At 61.1% G+C, this 19,244-nt stretch carries 20 protein-coding genes; 10 read left to right on the top strand and 10 right to left on the bottom strand.

Going from position 1 to position 19,244, the window contains the following annotated elements; all coding sequences use genetic code 11:
• Nucleotides 1–113 precede the first annotated feature (113 nt).
• From rpmE to BLO49_RS05585, 3 genes are all read left to right on the top strand, one after another.
• Nucleotides 114–338: a 50S ribosomal protein L31 gene (rpmE, locus tag BLO49_RS05575; protein ID WP_090645257.1), complete on the top strand. Its 225-nt coding sequence runs from the start codon at nucleotides 114–116 to the stop codon at nucleotides 336–338.
• Nucleotides 339–617: 279 nt separating this feature from the next.
• Entirely contained in the window at nucleotides 618–1,496 is an 879-nt protein-coding gene (locus BLO49_RS05580; RefSeq protein WP_090645261.1) for a heme-dependent oxidative N-demethylase family protein, read from the top strand.
• Nucleotides 1,497–1,559: 63 nt separating this feature from the next.
• The gene (locus BLO49_RS05585) at nucleotides 1,560–2,021 is read left to right on the top strand and encodes a hypothetical protein (protein ID WP_090645264.1); all 462 of its coding nucleotides are present in this window, start codon (nucleotides 1,560–1,562) and stop codon (nucleotides 2,019–2,021) included.
• 131 nt (nucleotides 2,022–2,152) lie between these two features.
• Here BLO49_RS05585 and cckA read toward each other — a convergent pair whose 3' ends face one another.
• The 4 genes from cckA to fliQ form a co-directional block, all read right to left on the bottom strand.
• Nucleotides 2,153–4,303 (bottom strand): cell cycle histidine kinase CckA, encoded by a 2,151-nt coding sequence (gene cckA, locus BLO49_RS05590; RefSeq protein ID WP_090645267.1) that lies wholly within the window; start codon nucleotides 4,301–4,303, stop codon nucleotides 2,153–2,155.
• A 130-nt stretch (nucleotides 4,304–4,433) separates the two neighbouring features.
• Nucleotides 4,434–5,510, bottom strand: coding sequence for a flagellar biosynthesis protein FlhB (gene flhB / locus BLO49_RS05595; RefSeq protein ID WP_090645270.1), 1,077 nt, complete (start codon nucleotides 5,508–5,510; stop codon nucleotides 4,434–4,436).
• Complete coding sequence (fliR, locus tag BLO49_RS05600) at nucleotides 5,503–6,339, bottom strand: flagellar biosynthetic protein FliR (RefSeq protein WP_090645273.1); 837 nt, start codon at nucleotides 6,337–6,339, stop codon at nucleotides 5,503–5,505. Before fliR ends, flhB begins: the two co-directional genes overlap by 8 nt.
• Before the next feature lie 3 nt (nucleotides 6,340–6,342).
• On the bottom strand, nucleotides 6,343–6,606 hold the full coding sequence (gene fliQ / locus BLO49_RS05605; RefSeq protein ID WP_090645276.1) for a flagellar biosynthesis protein FliQ: 264 nt from the start codon (nucleotides 6,604–6,606) through the stop codon (nucleotides 6,343–6,345).
• 169 nt (nucleotides 6,607–6,775) lie between these two features.
• Between fliQ and BLO49_RS05610 the strand changes: the two genes are divergently transcribed.
• Complete coding sequence (locus BLO49_RS05610; RefSeq protein WP_090645279.1) at nucleotides 6,776–9,847, top strand: tetratricopeptide repeat protein; 3,072 nt, start codon at nucleotides 6,776–6,778, stop codon at nucleotides 9,845–9,847.
• A gap of 370 nt (nucleotides 9,848–10,217) precedes the next feature.
• Nucleotides 10,218–11,096, top strand: coding sequence for an SPFH domain-containing protein (locus tag BLO49_RS05615; protein ID WP_090645283.1), 879 nt, complete (start codon nucleotides 10,218–10,220; stop codon nucleotides 11,094–11,096).
• Nucleotides 11,097–11,135: 39 nt separating this feature from the next.
• On the opposite strand, the gene fliP is transcribed toward BLO49_RS05615, so the two are convergent.
• Together fliP and BLO49_RS05625 are read right to left on the bottom strand one after the other, a co-directional pair.
• The gene (gene fliP / locus BLO49_RS05620) at nucleotides 11,136–11,891 is read right to left on the bottom strand and encodes a flagellar type III secretion system pore protein FliP (protein WP_090645286.1); all 756 of its coding nucleotides are present in this window, start codon (nucleotides 11,889–11,891) and stop codon (nucleotides 11,136–11,138) included.
• Nucleotides 11,892–11,946: 55 nt separating this feature from the next.
• Nucleotides 11,947–12,270, bottom strand: a complete 324-nt coding sequence (locus BLO49_RS05625) for a flagellar biosynthetic protein FliO (RefSeq protein WP_090645289.1) — start codon at nucleotides 12,268–12,270, stop codon at nucleotides 11,947–11,949.
• 138 nt (nucleotides 12,271–12,408) lie between these two features.
• On the opposite strand from BLO49_RS05625, the gene flgB reads away from it, so the two are divergent.
• The 3 genes from flgB to fliE are packed head-to-tail and all read left to right on the top strand — an operon-like array spanning nucleotide 12,409 to nucleotide 13,613.
• A complete protein-coding gene (flgB, locus tag BLO49_RS05630; protein WP_090645292.1) occupies nucleotides 12,409–12,837 on the top strand; it encodes a flagellar basal body rod protein FlgB in 429 nt (142 codons plus the stop codon).
• A gap of 25 nt (nucleotides 12,838–12,862) precedes the next feature.
• Nucleotides 12,863–13,288 (top strand): flagellar basal body rod protein FlgC, encoded by a 426-nt coding sequence (flgC, locus tag BLO49_RS05635; RefSeq protein WP_090645295.1) that lies wholly within the window; start codon nucleotides 12,863–12,865, stop codon nucleotides 13,286–13,288.
• A gap of 10 nt (nucleotides 13,289–13,298) precedes the next feature.
• Complete coding sequence (gene fliE, locus BLO49_RS05640; RefSeq protein ID WP_090645298.1) at nucleotides 13,299–13,613, top strand: flagellar hook-basal body complex protein FliE; 315 nt, start codon at nucleotides 13,299–13,301, stop codon at nucleotides 13,611–13,613.
• A 267-nt stretch (nucleotides 13,614–13,880) separates the two neighbouring features.
• Here fliE and BLO49_RS05645 read toward each other — a convergent pair whose 3' ends face one another.
• The 4 genes from BLO49_RS05645 to BLO49_RS05660 all read right to left on the bottom strand — a co-directional run bounded on the left by BLO49_RS05645 (nucleotide 13,881) and on the right by BLO49_RS05660 (nucleotide 17,327).
• A complete protein-coding gene (locus tag BLO49_RS05645; RefSeq protein WP_090645301.1) occupies nucleotides 13,881–14,723 on the bottom strand; it encodes a MotE family protein in 843 nt (280 codons plus the stop codon).
• A 10-nt stretch (nucleotides 14,724–14,733) separates the two neighbouring features.
• Nucleotides 14,734–15,477: a DUF6468 domain-containing protein gene (locus BLO49_RS05650; protein ID WP_090645304.1), complete on the bottom strand. Its 744-nt coding sequence runs from the start codon at nucleotides 15,475–15,477 to the stop codon at nucleotides 14,734–14,736.
• Nucleotides 15,478–15,486: 9 nt separating this feature from the next.
• Nucleotides 15,487–16,521, bottom strand: coding sequence for a flagellar motor switch protein FliM (gene fliM / locus BLO49_RS05655; RefSeq protein WP_415500080.1), 1,035 nt, complete (start codon nucleotides 16,519–16,521; stop codon nucleotides 15,487–15,489).
• 146 nt (nucleotides 16,522–16,667) lie between these two features.
• Nucleotides 16,668–17,327, bottom strand: coding sequence for a flagellar basal body-associated FliL family protein (locus tag BLO49_RS05660; RefSeq protein ID WP_090646165.1), 660 nt, complete (start codon nucleotides 17,325–17,327; stop codon nucleotides 16,668–16,670).
• A 357-nt stretch (nucleotides 17,328–17,684) separates the two neighbouring features.
• Between BLO49_RS05660 and flgF the strand changes: the two genes are divergently transcribed.
• Entirely contained in the window at nucleotides 17,685–18,437 is a 753-nt protein-coding gene (gene flgF / locus BLO49_RS05665) for a flagellar basal-body rod protein FlgF (protein WP_090645311.1), read from the top strand.
• A 12-nt stretch (nucleotides 18,438–18,449) separates the two neighbouring features.
• On the top strand, nucleotides 18,450–19,241 hold the full coding sequence (gene flgG / locus BLO49_RS05670; protein WP_090645314.1) for a flagellar basal-body rod protein FlgG: 792 nt from the start codon (nucleotides 18,450–18,452) through the stop codon (nucleotides 19,239–19,241).
• Nucleotides 19,242–19,244: the final 3 nt, after the last annotated feature.

Here is a 19,244-nt window from a genome sequence, read left to right on the forward strand (position 1 = left end):
CAGGACTTGCCTCGCAAGGAAGCTTCCTGTATGAGCCGCACCTTCGGCACTCATGCCTCACACTTTTTATGGCGTCCGCACGCTGCTGGCCGGACGTATAAAGGAACAGATCGATGAAAAAAGAAGGTCACCCCGACTATCACTGGATCACCGTCACCCTGACCGACGGTTCGACCTACCGCACCCGTTCGACCTACGGCAAGGAAGACGCCGTGCTGAACCTCGACATCGATCCGCGCACCCATCCGGCCTGGACTGGCGGCACGGGCACCCTGCTCGACCGCGGCGGCCGCGTCTCGCGCTTCAACAACAAGTTCGCCGGCTTCCTCAAGAAGTAAGGCGGGGCCGCCCCGCTGCGGTCACTTGTCAGAGTTTGGAAATCCGGTTTGGAGAAATCCGAACCGGATTTTTCTTTGGGCCGACTTAAGCCAGAAACCCCACCACCCTGCCCTTCGGGCGCGGCCCCCGGCACCGGCCGCCCGGCTCCCCGACAAGCGGGGAGGAACTCTTATTCTTGTACCTCCCCACCTCCGGTGGGGAGGGGGACCGCACGACCGAAAGGGAGATGTGGTGGTGGGGCATCTTACTTTCTGCATTTCCCATGCTAGAACCAGCTTATGCACACGCCCTACGACGGTTCCCACAAGCTCTTCACCATCGGCGTCAAGCCGCTCGATCCGGCGGGCTGGATCGATGTCGATGACAAATTGCTGCCCTATCTCGATGAAAAGGATCGTCTGGCCGAGCGGGTGCCGGAGAAAATCTTTGTCGCCGAGCCCGGCACCGAAGCGGCGCAAGCCGAAGTCCTGACCCTGCTGGCCGATCATCTGCCTGAACGCTTTCCAGATGTCTATCAGCGTCTGGGGCCGCAAATCGACATCATTCCCGCCTTCCGCCGCGTCCGGCTGGATACCCCCTATCCGCCTCTATTGATCGCCGGCGGACTCGTGCAGGAAGACCTGGTGCTGATGCGCCGGGGTGACAATGGCTGGCGACTGGCAGCGGCGCATCTCTGCTTCCCCTCCTCCTGGCGGCTGCATGAAAAGTTCGGCAAGGCCCTGCAGGATATACATGCCCCGGTGCCGGATTTCGGCCGCGACACCCGCAATGCCAATATCATCGAGCGCATGTTCGATAACCTGCGACCGGAACAGCCCGTCATGCGCTGGAACTGGTCACTGCACGCCGACGATGTGCTGCATCACCCGCATTCCGCCGGGCAGTGGAAATTCGGCGAGGAAAAGATCGATAGTCTGTTTTTCCGGCTGGAACGCCAGACCCTGCGACGGTTGCCGGAAAGCGGCGATATCATCTTCACCATCCGCATCTATCTCGATCCGCTAAAAGCCATGGAGGCGCAACCCAATGCCGCTGAGCTGGCCCAGGCCCTGATCAGCCAGTTGCGCGCCTATACGCCGGCCCAGCTTGATTACAAGGGCCTGACATCGGAACGCGATCGCCTGATTGCGCATCTCGAAGTGATAGCGGCGCGCTGACCCTCGCATTGTTTGCTTACAAATCGCCATGATAGCCTTGCGCAAATCCGCGCGGGACTTCTCATGACAAAGACGCTTTGGCCTGTTGTTTTGCTGGTGGTGCTAGGCGCCTGCCACAAGCCGACACCGGAAGAAAAGGCGGCCGCTGCCTTCACTATAAGCCCGCTTCAGCTAGGCGATGGCGCCGACCTGACCGGCTGCATCACCAAAATCGCCCGCGCCGGTCCCAGCCCCTCATATATCCTGATAGAGGATTCCCTGCAGGGCGGCGCCATGGGCTATATTCGCATCAATGGCCGGCTCACCAAGATTACCATGACCTCCGGCGGCTCGGACAGCATCCACAGCGTCCGCAGCTTTGTCGATGCCGCGAACAAACTGTCCGTGGTCGAGTCCTACGATATCAAGGATGCCGCGCCCGGCCAGACGGTACGTCCGCTGACCGGTCAGTTGATCGTTACCTGGAAGGGCGGCACCCAGACCATTGCCATAGGCGGCGCCAGGGCCTGTATCGATGCGCCTTAGAAATCTCCTCCCTACGCCCTGCGTGGGGAGGTGGCATCGAGCCTCATAGCGAGATGACGGAGGGGCGCCCCTGCACCGCTTCGCGGTCCCCGGCACCGGTCGCCCGGCTCCCCACTTCGTAGGAAGGAGATTTAAGCTGCCAACTGCTCTTTCACCCGCTCCGCCAGGGTCTTGATATCCAGCGGTTTGGGCAGGAAGGAGATATTCTGTTCGGCTTCCAGAAGGTCGGAGAATTCCGATTCGGCATAGCCGGAAATGAACATTACCGGCACATCGCCCAGGATCGGGCGCGCCAGTTTCAGCATCGACGGGCCGTCCATGCCGGGCATGATGACATCCGAGATCAGCAGGTCGAAACGGCCCTCCTCGGCCTCGATGATCGCCAGGGCTTCCTCGCCGTCCTCGGCTTCCAGCACCTCGTAACCGCGCTGACGCAGCAGGTGTGCCGCAATGCCGCGCACGATCTGCTCGTCCTCGACAAACAGGATACGGCCGACACCCGACAAATCCTTCGGCACCGGCTTGGCGGCGGGTTCGGGCTTCGCGTCGGCCTCAGGCTTTTCAGCTTCGATCCACACCGGCAGGAAGATGCGGAAGGTCGCCCCCTTGCCCGGCGGCGAGACGATCTGGATATGGCCACCGGCCTGGGCGATAATGCCGTGGACGGTCGAAAGCCCCAGGCCCGTTCCCTCGCCCAGCGGCTTGGTGGTGAAGAAGGGCTCGAACACCTGGGCCAGGATTTCCGGCGGGATACCGGGGCCGGTATCGGAGACCTCGATCAGGGCGGCGCCTTGTGCCGGCGCTTCCGGCCAGCCATAGTCCTTCGCCTCGTCCTGGGTCTGGCTGGCGGCGCGGATATTGACCTTGCCACCGCCTTGGGCGCGCATGGCATCGCGCGCATTGACCACAAGGTTCATCATGACCATTTCCATCTGCCCCTTGTCGACATGGACATTGGGCAGGTTGCGGCCATATTCGGTCTCCAGCTTGACGTCCTCGCGTACCAGACGGCGCAGCAGAACCTCGGCTTCCGAGACCATTTCGCCGACATTGAGCGTGACGCGCTTGACCGTCTGCTTACGGGCAAACGCCAGCAGGTTGCGCACCAGATCCTCGGCACGGGCAATAATCTGACGGATGCCGTTCAGGTCTTCATAGGAGGGATCACCCAGCGGGTGATTGAGCAGCAACTGATCGTTACGGAACTTGAACCCGGTGAGCAGATTGTTGAAATCGTGCGCCATGCCACCAGCGACCTGGCCGATGGCCTGCATCTTCTGCGACTGGACGAGCGTCTGTTCCAGCTTCTTCTGTTCGGAGACATCGAACAGATAGAGGCTGTAGCCACCGGAGACGTGGCTGACATAGATCTGCAATGCGCGTTCGGACTTGACGTTCAGGACGATATCGAACGGACCGCTTTTATGCGTCGCCATTTTTTCAATCAGGGCGGCGCGGGAATTTTCCGTGACCAGATCGCCAAAGGCCATGCCCACCAGCTTGTCCGGCACCTGTTCGGTCAGGGCGGCGAAGACCGTGTTGAAATCCTTGATGCGGGCCGCGAAGAGGTCATCCCCCATCACCAGCGCGGCGCCGAAAGGGGCCGCTTCGGCGAAGGCGTCCATCACGGCCTCCGGCAGGTCGGCCTTGTGGGTTTCCGTCACCTCCGGCAGGAAGGCGTCATCCTGCACAGCCGGCGGATTTTCGTGTTTCAGCATGAGGCCATTACCAAGCACGCCCTGGGAGGCCGCGCGCACCAGCACCAGGTCTTCGCCGAGGCGCGACACCACCATTTCGTAATCAAAGCCGCCGAGCCGGACCAGGGCGCGACCGGTGCCTTGTGCCTTGGCTTCGCGCAGGGCGACGAAAAGCGCGGGCGCATGTTCGCCCTGCGGCAGGCGTTTCGTGCCCCCGCCGGCATCGCTCCAGGCCGGATTGACCGCCAGCACATGGCCGTCGAAAGCCGCCACCGCGGCCGGCTCGCTCAGGGCGCCCACGATATCTGCGGCCCGGAAGCCTTCACCGCTCAAAATATCCGTCTCGCCCGTAAAGGCGAACATGCCCAGCAGGGCCACGCCCGCTACCGCCGCGATCAGGATGCCCAGCACGATGCCGACCGGCAGATGTCCGGATACCAGCCACACCGCGACGCAGGCGCAGACCACGATCACGGCGACAATGCCCGCCGTCAGAGGGTTGACGAGATCACGCAGCCGGCTGATCAGCGAGGTCGCGGTGTTTTCCGGTGCGGATACCGGCGGGGCAATAGGCGCTGCGGACAAGAGACAACCTCTCTACACGAAATGCGGATGCTGATACGCCTGTTACGCAAGCGAATCACTTCCTGAATACTAGACCATTTTGCATTCCGTGCGCAGGTTAACAAAACCATGCGTTTTCAAGGCACTGACCTTAAAAGGCACGCTTCTTCTTTGCCATGACGAAGCTGATCAGCTTGGCGACGGCGGCAAAGTGCTGTTCGGGGATCACGTCATCCACCTCCATGCTGGCGAACAGGGCGCGCGCCAGGGGCGGATCTTCGATGATCGGCACATTGTGCTTGCCGGCCTCCTCGCGGATTTTCAGCGCCACATTATCCATGCCCTTGGCGACGCAGACCGGGGCCGCCATCTCGCCCATTTCGTATTGCAGGGCCACGGCATAGTGGGTCGGGTTGGTGACCACGACCGTGGCATTTTTCACATTGGACATCATGCGCCGGCGGCTTTTTTCCATGCGCAACTGGCGCAGCTTGGCCTTGATGTGCGGATCGCCTTCGGTCTGCTTGTATTCTTCCTTTTGCTCCTGTTTCGACATCTTCATGCGTTGCAGGAAGCGGAACTTCTGCAGGGCAAAATCGGCCACGCCCTCGACGAACAGAAAAATGCAGACGGCGATCGCCAGGGCGATGACCGCCTCATGCACATAGGGCAGGATCAGCATCGGCGAAGCGGCGGTCAGGGCCAGGATGTCGGTCAGGCGGTTCTTCACCACCATCCAGACGATCATGCCGGTGATGGTCAGCTTGAGCAGGGTCTTGCCGAACTGGATGAGCGCGTCAACGCCGAACAGCTTTTTCAGGCCGTTCATCGGGTTTAGCTTGCTGAAATCCGGCGCCAGTTTCGAGGGCGTGAACATCAGGCCGGTCTGCATGACATTGCCAAAAACACCGAGCGCCATCGAGGCGCCCATGACCATCAGCAGGATGGGAATGATATCCATAACCACGGCGCGGGCAATGCCAATGCCGCCGTCGCCTTCGAGCGACCCCAGCAACTGCTCCGGATGCGCCAGGAAGGGCAGCAGGTCGCCGGTCAGGGTCTGCGCCAGTTCGGGGCCTTTCATGACCACTATGGCGCAGGCACCGATCAGGGATAGGGCTTGCGGCAGGTCGCCGGACTTGGCGACATCGCCCTTGTCCCGCGCCTGCTGGAGTTTCCGCCCGGACGCCTCTTCTGTTTTATCTTCGCCGTCCGCTTCGTCAGCCACTGCGGGCTCCCTTCAGGAACACCCCAAGATACTGCTGGTAATGGTCGATGAAGACCATGCCGATGGTGCCGAGGGAGAGGGCCAGCAAGGCCAGGCCCGCAAGGACGCTGACCGGCGTGGCGGCAAAGAAGATGGGGAAGTTGGGCATCATGCGCCCGATAAAACCGGTGGCGATATTGAAGACCAGGGCGAACACAATCACCGGCGCTGAAAGCTGAAGCGCCAGAACAAAGCTTTCGCCCAGAGTCTTGACCATCAGGGTGCCAGCATCGCCGATCATGACGGTCTTGGCTGGAGAGAATATCTGGTAAGAATCGACCATGGCGCGGATGAACAGATGGTGGGTGTTGGTCACCCAGATCATCACCAGGCCAAAAATGGCCAGAAAAGCGCCGAGGCTGGTGCTCGATTGCGCTTCGGTCGGGTTGGCGGTCTGAGCAAATGAAAGCGTGGTTTGCAACGACAGGATTTCCCCTGTCGTCACCAGGGTGAACAGCAGGACACGCATCAGGCTGCCCAGCATGAGGCCGATGATGGTTTCGTGCAGGACAATGCCGGTCAGGGCGCCCAAGGTCGGCGGCATGGCGGGAATATAGGGCCCAACGATCGGCGTGATCATCATGGCCAGCAGCAATGCGAAACACAGGCGCAGGCGCGGCGGCACGGCCGGATCACCCAGTCCCGGCACCAGCAGAACAATGCTGGCCAGGCGGATAAAGATCAGCCCCACGACCCATAACTGCGCCGACGTACCGAAGAAGGAGGTGAGATCATCACCGCCTGTATCCGGAAGACTGGAGCGCAGTTGTACGGCCTGCAACAGAAGCATGGCCTAGATGGCCGCGATCTTGTTGATGATTTCGTGCATGAATGTGGCCAGCAGCGATCCCATCAGGGGCAGGAGCAGCAGCAGGGCCAGAAAGACCGAAATGATCTTCGGCGCATAGATCAGCGTAGCTTCCTGAATCTGCGTCAGGGCCTGAAAGAGGCCGATCACCACGCCCACGACCAGCCCGACCAGCAGGATCGGCAGGCATAGCTGGATGGTCAGCCAGATAGCATCACGCCCAATTCCCAGAACCTCGGCACCCGACATTCGTTTTATCCGTTAAATCACAACACAACCCGGCAATATTTGCCGCGCGAACGGTTAATTTGCCCTTAACCTATGATGAGATTCTCGCTCACCTTAAAGCCCGAAACGACAGGGAAAATTATCGCGGCATTAACTATGGTTAAACCCCGTTCAGGCAAGTTAACGGGTAATGAGTCGAGACCGTAGACCGTCTGCAACGAATGCCGGACCTGCCGGCAGCGCGCCCTCACCTGAGCCGGCGCTTGAGCGTGCGCGCGTTTTGCTCGACGCACCGTCACCGCCCCAATCCTCTCGCCAGGCCGCCCTGCGCACCACCGCCATCTTTGCCGCCACCCTGTGCATGGGCATGGCCACCCTGGCGCTGGGGGATACCATCGCCCCGCCCCAGGTGGCGCCGCGTTCGGATATCGACATCCGCGTCGGCCGCAACAAGTCCTCCGGCCGCATCGAAATCTACGGCGCGATCGGCAGCCGCGCTTCGGTTCGCCGTGAGAAGGGCCAGGTGGTTATTCGCCTGCCGGGCCAGAAGAAGCCGGACCTTGGCGATATCCGCTCAAATCCACCGGTCGGTATCAAGGGCATCGATCTCAAGTCCGACGCCCGCGCCAGCGAACTGTGGCTCACGGTCAATGACGGTTTCGAGACCCATTTCGGCCGGGAGGATGGCGCCGTCTTCGTCCAGATCGATCCGGCAGCCGAAGACAACGCCAAGCCCGACGATGGCAAGAAGGACGGCCAGGTCACAGTCAACCTCCAGGACGTCATCAGGGGCGAAGAGACCAAACCCGCCACGCCGAATGACGCCCGTGTCAACAAGGCGGCCAAGGTGCCGGTCGTGGCGCTGGAAGTCGAGGCCATTGATGGCGGCAAGGATATCGCCTTCCCGTTTGAAGGCCCCGTCGCCAGCGCCGTTTTCCGGCGCGGCGAATCGGTATGGATCGTCTTCGATTCCGAGGTCGACCTGCGCCTGCCGCCGGAGCTGAAGGACGGCGCCATCGTCCAGGATGCCCAGTGGACGCGCAATGACGGCTTCACGGCCCTGCGCCTCAAGGCCCCGACCATCGGCGCCCTGTCCGCCATCAATGACGGGCTGGTGTGGCGCGTCCGGCTGGGTGGCCGGCCGCTGGATAACAAGGCGGTCGAGGCCAGCGTCATCCGTGACGACAGCGCGGGCGTACCGGGACTGAACATCAACCTGGCGGGCGCCACCCGCATCGCCTGGATTCGTGACCCCAGCGTCGGCGACCGCATGGCGGTGGTCCCGGCGCGCGGCCCGGTGAAAAACCTGACCACCGCCCGTACCGTGCTGGAAGCCACCCTGGCCTCGACCGCACAGGGCGCGGCGATCGTGCATATGACGCCGGATGTCAAGGTCGATGTCTCCGGCGATCTGGTCGAGATATCGCGGCCGGGCGGCCTGACGCTTTCGACGTTCGATCCCAACGCGTCGCCCAGCGATCCGACCCTGGCCTACAAGAACGCCCTTTACCCTGGCCTGATGAATGCCGACTGGTCCGCCGCGCCGGCCGAAGGCTTCCTCGTCCGCTATAATGCGCTTCAGGCCGCCGCCGCAGACGAGGCCAGCCTTGGCCCCGCGGCGGCCACCAAGGCGCGCCTGGCTTTGGCGCGGTTCCTGGTCGGGCAGAATCTCAACTTCGAGGCGCAAGGCGTCCTCGATCTGCTGATCAAGGAAAGTCCGCGCGCCCAGGATAATCCGCAGGTGCGGGGCTTGCGCGTCGTCGCGCGCATGTTGTCCGGCCGCTATGCCGATGCCACCGGCGACCTGTCCTCTTCGCAACTCGTCAACGACCCCGCCTCGCGCCTGTGGGCCGGCTATGGCGAAATGCAGTCCGGCCACCACGCCGATGCCGTCAAGGACTTCAAGTTCGGCCTCAAGGCGCTCGATCAGTTTCCGCCGGAGTGGCGCGTCAAGATCGGCTCGGCCTATGCCTATTCCGCCCTGCAACTGAACGACCTGGCCACCGCTGAAGCCATGATCGGCTACAGCCTCGCCCAGGCGGTCACGCCGCTGCAAAAGCTTCATGCGTACCTGATAGACGCCCAGATCATCGAGGCCCAGGGCGACAAGGCGCGCGCGCTGAAGGTCTACCAGGCGGTGGCGCGCGCCACGGATGACAGTATCGCTGCTCCGGCCGCCATGCACGCCGCCATGCTGAGCTATGATCTGAAAAAGGCGACTTCGGCCGATACCCTGGCCACGCTCGATTCCCTGCGCTTTCGCTGGCGCGGCGGCGACACCGAGATGAAGCTGATCAATGACATGGGCAGCATCTATCTCAGCGAAGGCCGCTACCGCGAGGCCCTGATGGTGCTCAAGAGCGGCGGCCAGACCTTCATGAATGATCCGCAGTCGATCCAGATCCAGGCGACGCTCAACCAGGCGTTCCGCGGCCTGTTCCTCGGCGGCATGGCCGACGGCCTGCAACCGGTCGAAGCGCTTGGCCTGTTCAACGATTTCAAGGAACTGACGCCCATTGGGTCTGACGGCGATGAAATGGTACGCCGGATCGTGCGCCGCCTCGTCGACGTCGATCTGCTCGATCAGGCTGCCGACCTACTGGAATACCAGGTCAGCCACCGCCTGGATGGCGTGGCAAAATCCACGGTGGCCGCCGACCTCGCCGCCATTTACCTGATGGACCATAATCCGCAAAAGGCGCTGGCCGCCCTGTGGAACACGCGCACGACCCTGCTGCCCAAATCGGTGATGGCCGAGCGTCGTGTTCTGGAAGCGCGCGCGCTCAATGAACTGAACGAACCCGACAAGGCGCTGGACGTGCTGGGCAATGACAATTCGCCGGACGCGCAGGATATCCGCGCCGATATCTTCTGGAACAAGCAGGACTATGCCCACGCCGGCGCGATTCTCGAAAAGCGCCTCGGTGACCGCTGGAAGAGCGATGCGCCGCTGACCCTGGCCGACGAAGGCCGCCTGCTGCGCGCCGCCATCGCCTACAGCCTGCAAAAGGACCAGCCGTCCCTGACCCGCCTGTCGACGCGCTACGGCAAGTTTTCCGATACGGCGGCCTCCTCCGATGCCATCCGCGTGGCGCTGGCCCCGCTTGACGGCGGCACATTGAGCGCCAAGGATTTCGCCGCCTCGACCGCCGCCACCGACAGCTTTGCCGGCTGGGTTACCGGCATGAAGAAGAAATTCCGCGAACGGGATGATGCCGCTGCCAAAGCGGCGGCGAATGCGCCAAAGGGCAAGGCAGCGTAATCCGACCGCGCACTTCCGTCCACAAAGTCACATCGGCGTGATCGATGTCGTGTTTCGCTTTAAGGAAATTCGACAAACCTGTAATATATGCAGGTCCCCAAGATTTGGGGGACGTGATTCAAATGAAGGAAAATGATCGTCAGTTAAGTCAGGCATAGCCGCAAGTTTAATGCGCGGCCATTCGTCGAAATCTCGGCACCAGCCCATATTTGCTCTTACGCGATCAAGCCCTCCCCGAAACCAAGACTATAGTCACTCTCAAATCCGAGAGCGCGCATTTCGCTTGTTCTGTTTATAGATTAACTCAACTTATGAAAGGTCGGGGGACCTGAGCCGCGTTCGTAATGGCCGCAGCCCTTGAAACAAACACATGAATACAAACAATCTCCGCACCGGTATTGCCCTGCCGGGCCGTTGGAAAGTGCTGATCCCCGCCGGGGCGGCGACCGTCTTGCTGCTGGTGTCGCTGGTTTCGTGCGGCCAGACCATCCAGCCGGGCAATGTCGGCGTCAAGATTCGTACGCTCGGCCCCAATGCCGGCGTCGACAAGACGCCGCTGCCCTCGGGCTGGCATCTGAATCTGCCAGGCGAGCGCATTGCCGAGTTCCCGGTCATCCAGCGCACCTATACCTATACGCGCGAACAGGACGAGCGCGGCCCGGAAAACGAGGAGGTCACCTTCTCGGACAACAACGCCCTGCCGATGACGGCCGATGTCCAGTTGGTCATGCGCATCGATCCGTCGAAAGCGCCGGCGCTTTATACGCGCTATCGCCTGACCTTTGACCAGCTCTTTGAAGGGCCGATCCGTAACGATGTGCGCTCAAGCATCGCGGCGGAAACCGAACTGGTCAGCGTCGAGTACCTATATCGCGGCGGCCGCCAGCAGGTGATCCAGAAGGCCCTGGCGCGCGTCAACCGCAAATGGGAGGCGCAAGGCGTCAATATCAGCCAGCTCGACTGGATCGGCACCATCCGATACCCGCAGGTGATCCTCGATTCGATTCAGGCCAAGACCAAAGCCGATGCCGACGCTTCCGCCGCCCAGGCGCAGGTGGCCGTGGCCAAGGCCCAGGCCGACGCCCTGATCGAACAGGCGCGCGGCCAGGCGGAATCGAACCGCCTGCTGGCGCAATCGATCGCCTCGTCTCCGGAGGTGGTGCAGTTGCGCGCCATCGAAAAGTGGGATGGCAAGCTGCCCACCACGACCGGCGGCGCTGTGCCATTTATCGATATCAGCAAGCGCTAAACCAAGAGGGAGGTTGCTATAGGCAGCCTCCCTTTTTCTTTATCCACCGCCTGTCGCCACAGGATGGAAGCTCTGAACCAGCGAGCCGGCGACCAGGTGCCAGCCATCGACCAACACAAAGAAGATCAGCTTGAACGGCAGGGATATCACCACCGGGGGCAGCATCATCATGCCCATGGACATCAGCACCGAGGCGACGACGAGGTCAATCACCAGGAACGGCACGAACAGCATGAAGCCGATCTCGAACGCCTTTTTCAGTTCCGAAATCATGAAGGCCGGGGTTACAACGCGCACCGGCAGGTCCATCTTGTCAGCCGGCATTTCGAGTTTTGAGAGGCCGACGAACAGGCCCAGATCCTTCTGGTCGACCTGGGCCAGCATGAAGGCTTTCACCGGCTGGCTGGCGGCGTCAAAAGCCTGCGGCAACTCCATTTCCTGATCCATCAGCGGCCGGATGCCCTGACTGTAGGCCGCCTCATAGGTCGGCGCCATGACTATGGCCGAAAGGAACAGGGCGAGCGAAATGATCACTGCATTGGGCGGGCTCTGCTGCAAACCGAGCGCCGTCCGCAACAGGGACAGCACCACCACGATGCGTATGAACGAGGTCGTCATGATGACGATCGACGGCGCAAGCGAAAGCACTGTCATCAGGCCGATCAGTTGCACCACGCGGGCGCTTAAACTGCCGCCCTTGCCGAGATCGACATTCACCGACTGCGCCAGGGCGCTGTACGGCATGATCATCATGGTGAAGCCAAGGATAAACACCACCAGCACGATGAAGTTCATCGTTTTCGGCCCTAAGGGTTTGCGGCCCTTTGGTTCAGCCTCGGAAACAGGCGCGTCAGAACAGGTCATCATTGGGGTCCAGAGGCGCTTTTGAGGAAACAGGCACAGGCTTCACGGAAACAGAGCCGGGCGCATCGAGTTCGCGCCCTTCCCCCAGCAGGATCAGGCGTTCGGTCTTATCGAGCCGCACCAGAACCAGCCGGCGGGCGGGGTCAAGCACGAGCGTCTCGATCACCTCCAGCCGCTTCGTACCGCGCTGCGCCTGCAGCTTCGCCATCAGCGCCGGCGCATAGCGGCGCAGCACATAGGCCAGGCCGAGAATCAGCCCGATAACGATGGACAGGCCGAAAAAGGCCCGCAGGATTTCTACCAGACTCATTGCATCCTTTTGCCCCCACCAGGGTTAACGCGGCGTTTACTTAAAGCCTTCATTAACCAAAAGGTGGGCATAATTTGCCCCGTAACTGTGGCATAACCTTCATTAGGTTGAGTCGCTGGATTTCGGAAAGGCCTGAGCATGACGACAAACACGGCTAATCAGGGCATAGGCTTCCTGAACGCGCTGCAATCGCGCATGAGTTGGCTGAATGACCGCCAGAAGGTTGTGGCCCAAAACGTCGCCAATGCCTCGACCCCCGGCTTCAAGCCGCGCGATCTGATGGGCCAGGATTTCGGCAAGCTGATGGCCGGACAGGACGAAGCGGCCAATGGCCTGGGCATGACCATGACCAACGCCATGCACCTGCCGTCACCGGACGGCGGCGCCACGCGGGCAAAGGAAATCGTCTCGCTCGATTCGGAAACCACCATGGACGGCAACAGCGTAGTCCTCGAAGAACAGATGCTCAAAATGGCCGAGAGCCGGATGCAGTTCCAGGCGGCGGTGTCCTTCTACGAAAAGTCCATGTCCATGCTGCGCATGGCCGCCAAAGCCCCCGGCAAATAAGTCCCCTGGAAAGTAGGAGTAAGCGATGATCAATAACGACAAGCCCCCTCAATCGAGCCAGACCATGGCGGTCGCCGCCAGCGCGCTGAAGGCGCAGCAGGCGCGGATGCGTGTTATCGCCGAAAACATCGCCAACTCCGATTCGACCGGACGCACGCCCGGCGCCGATCCTTACCGCCGCCAGACGCCGGTGTTCACCTCGGCGCCCGTTGATGGCGCCACCGGCGTCAAGCTGGCGAATGTGGTGCAGGACATGAGCGCCTTCCAGCAGGAATATGACCCCACCCATCCGGCGGCCGATGCCAGCGGCTATGTCAAGAAGCCGAACGTCAATCCGTTGATCGAAACCATGGACATGCGCGAGGCCCAGCGGTCTTATGAGGCCAACCTCAACGTGATCGAGACAGCCCGCGCCATGACCCAGAAAACCCTCGATATTCTTGAAAAATAAGGCGTAGACCATGGACCCCTTATCCGCCGCCCGCGCCTATGGCGCCGCCGTCAAACAGGCGCAGAATGCCGCCAAGGAAAGCAGCAATGACGCCGGCGCCACCTCGGCGCCCGATTTCGGCAAGATGCTGCAGGGTGCACTCGAACACACGATGAAGGCGACCCAGGGCGCCGAAAACATGATGGTGCAGCAGTCGCAGGGCAAGGCGGAACTGATCGATGCCGTCACCGCCGTTTCCAGCGCCGAAACCAGCCTGCAAACCGTCATCGCCATCCGCGACCAGGTGATCAACGCCTACCAGGAAATCATGCGGATGCCGATCTGAGCCAACAGCCCTTAGAACAAAAAAGCCTTCCCGTTCGCATCGGGAAGGCTTTTTTGTGGGCATCTGCTACAACAGAAAAGAATAAGAAATCCACAGATTACGCAGATTACGCAGATTACGCAGATTTTTCAGTGCCGCGGTGGCCAGCTTACAGCAAAGGTATTACCGCTAAAGACTGGCGCTCTGCGCAAAAGCCTTGCCTCACAGTGAAATCAATCTCGATAAGAGTCTGAAAATCTGTGCAATCTGCGTAATCTGTGGATACCCTTAACCCTTTTTCGCAGGCGTTGTGGGCTTGGCCGCCGCTGGTCCCGGCGCCGCCGGCCCGCCGGCCGTGGTCTTATTGAGCTGCTGCTGAAGGCCATCGGCACGCTGCATCCGCTTGGCCAGCTTTTCCGTCATATCCTTGGCAGCATCGGCCGACATGGCACCGAGAATAGCCGCCAGTGCCCGGTCCTTCATCTTCGAGGCGATCGGCAGACGGACATCGTCGCTCATAATGGTCATGGCGGCGGCGGCATCCTTCGGCTTCATGGCGGAATAGACGGCAACCAGACGCGTGGTGTCGTCATCCTGCACCTTGGTGGCCTGGTCGAGCAGCCCCTGGATCTGCGTTTTCAGGTCGGCCAGTTGCGTGATGCGGGCGTCGAGCTTGGAATCGGCGGCCTCGATCAATTGGGCCCGCGAATTGAGCTGCTGCTCACGCTGGTCAAGCTGGGCCCGGCGCTGGCCGAGGCTTTGCAGGATATTCAGTTCATTGGGTGAAATGCCCGCCTGCTTGGCCAGATCGTTTACAGAGGTAGCACAGATCGGCGTCATCGGCGCGGTGGCCGCCGCGTCCTTGCCCTGGGAGGCCGCATCCGCCGCCATCAGGGCCGGATCGACGCCGTAGCTCTGGGTCGGGTCATCGGCGCGATCAACCTCGCCCTTGCCGTTCGCTTTCGGCGCAACTGTCTTGGCCGCCGGCTTTTCCGCCTTTTTGCCATCGGCGGCAAAGGCAGAGGCGGCATGGAATACGTCCGGCATCACTTCCAGGCTGGTGATCGCCTTGAGGGCAAGCACACCACCGGCAGCAACGGCGATAAGCGGCAGGAAACGGGGTAAGGCCATCTAATAAATACTATCTCTTGATATGGAACTGACGCGGACGGCCTTTCGGCGCTTCCACGGTCATCGTCTTGTCATCTGCCGCATCCTTGGCGAAGTCCCTGGCCGTGTCTCTGGCCGCGTCCCTGGTGAACAGGTCGTCCTCAACGGAAGCGGCCTGCCGGGCAGGCAGGTTGAGCGTGCGGATCATTTCGTTGAGATTGGCGACCACCAGTTCGGACATCTGAACCTTATCGATGATTTCGCTCTCATCTTCCGGCTCGATATCCGGCAACAGGCTGCGGCCGGTCCGCACATAGGGCGTCCGATCTGGCCGCACCTCGTTCATGAAGGCCGAGCGATCACGCGGCCGCGCCACCGCTTCGGCCTCATGATGCGCCGGGCGAATGACCTCGTTTGCGGCCGGACGGGTCACGGCCTGGCTGCGGATGGCTTCATAACTGACAAGCCCCTTGTCCAGTTCGGCCTGAACCCGTTCGGCGCGCGTCACCTGCATGTCGAGCTTTTGCAGCACATCGCGCGCCGCCAGGATGCGGCCGTGCAGCAAATCCTGCGATTCATCGGCATTGCCACGCAGTTCCTTCAGCGAGGCATGAGCACGGATAGCCGCATCATCGAGATCATGCACCGCCTTGGCGAAGCCCTCATGGGCGGCGCGCAGAGCTTTCAGACGCTTGTCGAGACGCATACCGAACACCAGCGCCGCCACCAGCAGCGCCATCAGGACCCCATCCATGATAATGTTCGTCAGGCTCATTGCGGCACCCTACTTCTTCACCTGCATCAGCCGGCGCTTGGCCGCCGAGGCGAGCGGTGAATCCACCCGCACGGCGATCGAATGGCCCTTGCGGCCCATCCGCCCCGTCGTCAGCGGGATGGCGCCGCACTTGATCTGCACCGGCGATTCCGCATTGGCGTTGAGGATGAGGGTTTCGCCCACCTCCAGGTTAAGCACCTTGGAAAGCGGCATCTGCTGCTCATCGAGCACGGCGCGAACTTCCATCTGGGTGGTCCAGATTTCGGTCGCCAGGTGGCTTTCCCAGATATTGTCGCGGCCGAACTTTTCCCCCATGAACTGCTGGAGCAGCATCTTGCGGATCGGTTCCAGCGTGGCATAGGGCAGCAGCAGTTCGACGCGTCCGCCGCGATCTTCCATGTCGATGCGCAGCTTGACGAGGATCGCCGCATTGGCCGGACGGGCGATGGCGGCGAAGCGCGGATTGGTCTCCAGCCGGTCGAGATTGAAATTAACCGGCGTCAGCGGCTCGAAGGCCGCCTTGGCGTCATTGAGGATCACCTCGACCATCCGCTGCACCAGCACACGTTCGATCGTGGTATAGGGCCGGCCTTCGATGCGCAGCGCCGCCGTGCCGCGACGTCCGCCCAGCAGCACGTCGACGATCGAATAGATCAGGTTGGAATCAACCGTCAGCAGACCATAATTATCCAGTTCCTCAGCGCGGAAGACCGCCAGGATCGCCGGCAGGGGGATCGAGTTCAGATAATCGCCGAAACGGATCGAGGAGATGTTGTCGAGCGACACTTCAACGTTATCGGAGGTGAAGTTGCGCAAGCTCGTCGTCATCAGCCGCACCAACCGGTCGAAGACGATTTCGAGCATCGGCAGGCGTTCGTAGGACACCATGGCCGAATTGATGATCGCCCGGATGCCCGAGCGTTCATTATAGTCGTCTTCCGAAAGGTCGAAGCCGAGCAGGCTGTCGATTTCATCCTGGTTGAGGATGCGTTCGGCGCCGGAAGGCACATTGAAGCGCTCTCCCATGCCGCCGCCGCCAACCATGGCTTCCCATTCGGCCGCAAGGTCGCCGCCGGCGTCACCATCGCCGCCGCCACCACCACCTGATCCCCCGGAAGCGGCTTCGGCTTCGGCGGCGAGTTCCGCCTCCCAAGCCGCCATCATGGCTTCCTGATCGACTTCCTCGGCCATTAGGTAATCAACATTTCTTCAATTAGAACGGCATTGATCTTGTGCGGCGCCAGAACCAGATTGATCCGACGCAGGATTTCCAGGCGCAACTGGTAATTCCCCTGCGAACCGCTCAGGTCTTCTGGTCGCAGTTCGCGCAGGAAACCCTGCATCACGTCATTGATGCGCGGCATGTTCTCGGTCAGAGCGTCAACAGTCTCGTCATCCGGACATTCCAGGGTCAGCTTGAGCTTCAGATAGCTGGCGCGGCCGTCCGGCGACTGGATATTGGCCACCATGTTCGGCAGGGAGAGATAGGTCGTACCGTTAGGGCCTTCCGAAGGCACAGGCTGGGTAGCCGGATCGAGCTTGGCATCGGCTCCGCCGCCGTGCTCGCCCCCTTCCTTCTTTTTGTCCTTCTTGGCGTCCTTTTTCTCACCATGACCGGCTTTTTCATCCTTGCCATGCTCGCCCGCCTTTGCGGCGTCCGCCGGCGGCTTGGGCGCCAGGAAAAGGAAATAGGCCGCCGCCCCGCCACCACCCAGCAGCAGCACAGCCGCAGCGATAATGACGATCAGCAGGGGGAATTTCTTCTTGGGCGCGGCCTCGCCTTCGCCACCTTCGGCGCCATCCACCGGCGGGGCCTCCGCGTCCTTAGGCTTCTTCTCTTTCTTGGCCAAACCGCCCACCCATCAAAAATACGCGCCGTAAATACGCAGCCGAGCTGAAAGCCGAAGTCTAGGCCCAACTCTTAAACAAACCTTAAGCACCCGCCTTCAAGTGTTAAGATCACTATCGCCAAACATGGTTAACGATTGCTTGTTATCTGCGCCCCGCACGGCACTTTTTGCCGCCCTTCCATGTGTCGGGATTCGGCGCAAACCGTCAACTTCCTTTTAAAACAAGGCTTTGGCAAAATTAACCATCCGTGGCACGGCGTTTGCATCTTACAAAAACATGGTTAACGGCGCATCTGAGGATCGGCGACGTTTTCCGGTAAGACCCTGAATTTGAACCTTTAATCGGGAGCCGCTGACATGGATAATGCCAACTACGTCGCCTTGTCGCGCCAGATCACCCTGCAACGGGAACTGGATATCAGCGCCAATAATCTCGCCAACATGAATACCACGGGCTACAAGTTCGAGGAATTGCTGGTCAATGCCGAGCCGGGAGCCCCGGCCGTCAACGCCCCCATCCGCACACCGGCCAATTTTGCCTATGACAATGGCGTCGGGCGCAACTTCACCCAGGGCACGATGAACCAGACCGGCGCACCGCTCGACCTGGCGCTCAATGGCGAAGGCACCTTTTTCACCGTAACCGGTAAGAATGGCCAGACGGTTTATACCCGCGATGGCGCTTTTTCCATGACCGGCGATGGCACATTGGTGACCGCCCAGGGCTACGTCGTCCAGGGCGACGGCGGCCCGATCACGCTCGACCCGAAGAAGGGCGAGCCGGTCATTTCGGCCGACGGCATCATCACGCAGAGCTATCAGGGCCAGGCCGAGCGCGTCGGCAAGATAAGCGTCGTTCGCATTGCCAATATGAGCGACCTGTCGAAAAATGGCGACAGTACCTACAGCCTGACCAGTAATGCCGCGGCGATTCCCGCCACCGATGCCGCCGTCCGCCAGGGTTTTCTGGAGGCATCGAATGTCAATCCGATGACCGAGATCACCAATCTGGTGCGCATCAACCGCGCCTACACGACCCTCGCCAACATCGTCGACCAGAACAGCCAACTGAACCGCAGCGCCGTCGAGCGCCTCGGCAAGGTCGCATAAGGAATCGCGTAAATGAGAGCCTTAAGAACCGCCACGACGGGCATGTCCGCCCAGCAGATGAATGTTGAAGTCATCTCCAACAACATCGCCAACATGAACACGATCGGCTTCAAGAAGCAGCGGGCCGAGTTCCAGGACCTGCTCTACCAGAATGTCGAGCGGATGGGCGCGCAGTCTTCCGATGCCGGCACAGTTGTCCCTACCGGTATTCAGGTCGGTTCCGGTGTAAAGACCGGCAGCGTTTACCGTATCATGGAAGATGGCAGCGCCACCCAGACGGGCAATGATTACGACGTCATGATCCAGGGCAAGGGCTATTTCCAGATTCAGCTCCCTTCCGGCGAAACCGCCTATACCCGTGCCGGTAATTTCTCGCTCGATGACCAAGGCCGTCTTGTCACCACGGACGGCTATCTCGTTCAGCCCAGCATCACCATTCCTCAGGGCACGACAGGTGTCAGCATCTCCAAAGCCGGCGAGGTTTCCGTCACCACGGCCGGCGTAACGGCCCCTACCGTCGTCGGCCAGTTGCAACTGGCGACCTTCGCCAATCCGGCCGGCCTCGATGCCCAGGGCGATAATCTCTTCCTCGAAAGCGGCGCCTCGGGCGCACCGAACGTTTCGACGCCGGGCGATACCGGCTTCGGCACCCTGCTGCAGGGCTATACGGAATCGTCGAACGTCGACGCCGTTTCGGAAATCACCGCCCTGATCGTGGCCCAGCGCGCCTATGAGATGAACTCCAAGGTCATCACCACGGCCGATGAAATGCTGCAAACCACCAGCCAACTGGCGAGGGCGTAAGTA

It is taken from the genome of Asticcacaulis taihuensis, assembly GCF_900100255.1.
In the GTDB taxonomy this organism is placed as follows: Bacteria; Pseudomonadota; Alphaproteobacteria; order Caulobacterales; family Caulobacteraceae; genus Asticcacaulis; species Asticcacaulis taihuensis.

Excerpts from the sequence above, each read along its gene's own strand:
- rpmE (WP_090645257.1), top strand. The coding sequence starts at position 114 with ATGAAAAAAGAAGGTCACCCCGACTATCACTGGATCACCGTCACCCTG.
- BLO49_RS05580 (WP_090645261.1), top strand. The coding sequence starts at position 618 with ATGCACACGCCCTACGACGGTTCCCACAAGCTCTTCACCATCGGCGTC.
- BLO49_RS05585 (WP_090645264.1), top strand. The coding sequence starts at position 1,560 with ATGACAAAGACGCTTTGGCCTGTTGTTTTGCTGGTGGTGCTAGGCGCC.
- fliR (WP_090645273.1), bottom strand. The coding sequence starts at position 6,339 with ATGCTTCTGTTGCAGGCCGTACAACTGCGCTCCAGTCTTCCGGATACA.
- fliQ (WP_090645276.1), bottom strand. The coding sequence starts at position 6,606 with ATGTCGGGTGCCGAGGTTCTGGGAATTGGGCGTGATGCTATCTGGCTG.
- BLO49_RS05610 (WP_090645279.1), top strand. The coding sequence starts at position 6,776 with ATGAGTCGAGACCGTAGACCGTCTGCAACGAATGCCGGACCTGCCGGC.
- BLO49_RS05615 (WP_090645283.1), top strand. The coding sequence starts at position 10,218 with ATGAATACAAACAATCTCCGCACCGGTATTGCCCTGCCGGGCCGTTGG.
- fliP (WP_090645286.1), bottom strand. The coding sequence starts at position 11,891 with ATGAACTTCATCGTGCTGGTGGTGTTTATCCTTGGCTTCACCATGATG.
- BLO49_RS05625 (WP_090645289.1), bottom strand. The coding sequence starts at position 12,270 with ATGAGTCTGGTAGAAATCCTGCGGGCCTTTTTCGGCCTGTCCATCGTT.
- flgB (WP_090645292.1), top strand. The coding sequence starts at position 12,409 with ATGACGACAAACACGGCTAATCAGGGCATAGGCTTCCTGAACGCGCTG.
- flgC (WP_090645295.1), top strand. The coding sequence starts at position 12,863 with ATGATCAATAACGACAAGCCCCCTCAATCGAGCCAGACCATGGCGGTC.
- fliE (WP_090645298.1), top strand. The coding sequence starts at position 13,299 with ATGGACCCCTTATCCGCCGCCCGCGCCTATGGCGCCGCCGTCAAACAG.
- BLO49_RS05645 (WP_090645301.1), bottom strand. The coding sequence starts at position 14,723 with ATGGCCTTACCCCGTTTCCTGCCGCTTATCGCCGTTGCTGCCGGTGGT.
- BLO49_RS05650 (WP_090645304.1), bottom strand. The coding sequence starts at position 15,477 with ATGAGCCTGACGAACATTATCATGGATGGGGTCCTGATGGCGCTGCTG.
- fliM (WP_415500080.1), bottom strand. The coding sequence starts at position 16,521 with ATGGTTGGCGGCGGCGGCATGGGAGAGCGCTTCAATGTGCCTTCCGGC.
- flgF (WP_090645311.1), top strand. The coding sequence starts at position 17,685 with ATGGATAATGCCAACTACGTCGCCTTGTCGCGCCAGATCACCCTGCAA.
- flgG (WP_090645314.1), top strand. The coding sequence starts at position 18,450 with ATGAGAGCCTTAAGAACCGCCACGACGGGCATGTCCGCCCAGCAGATG.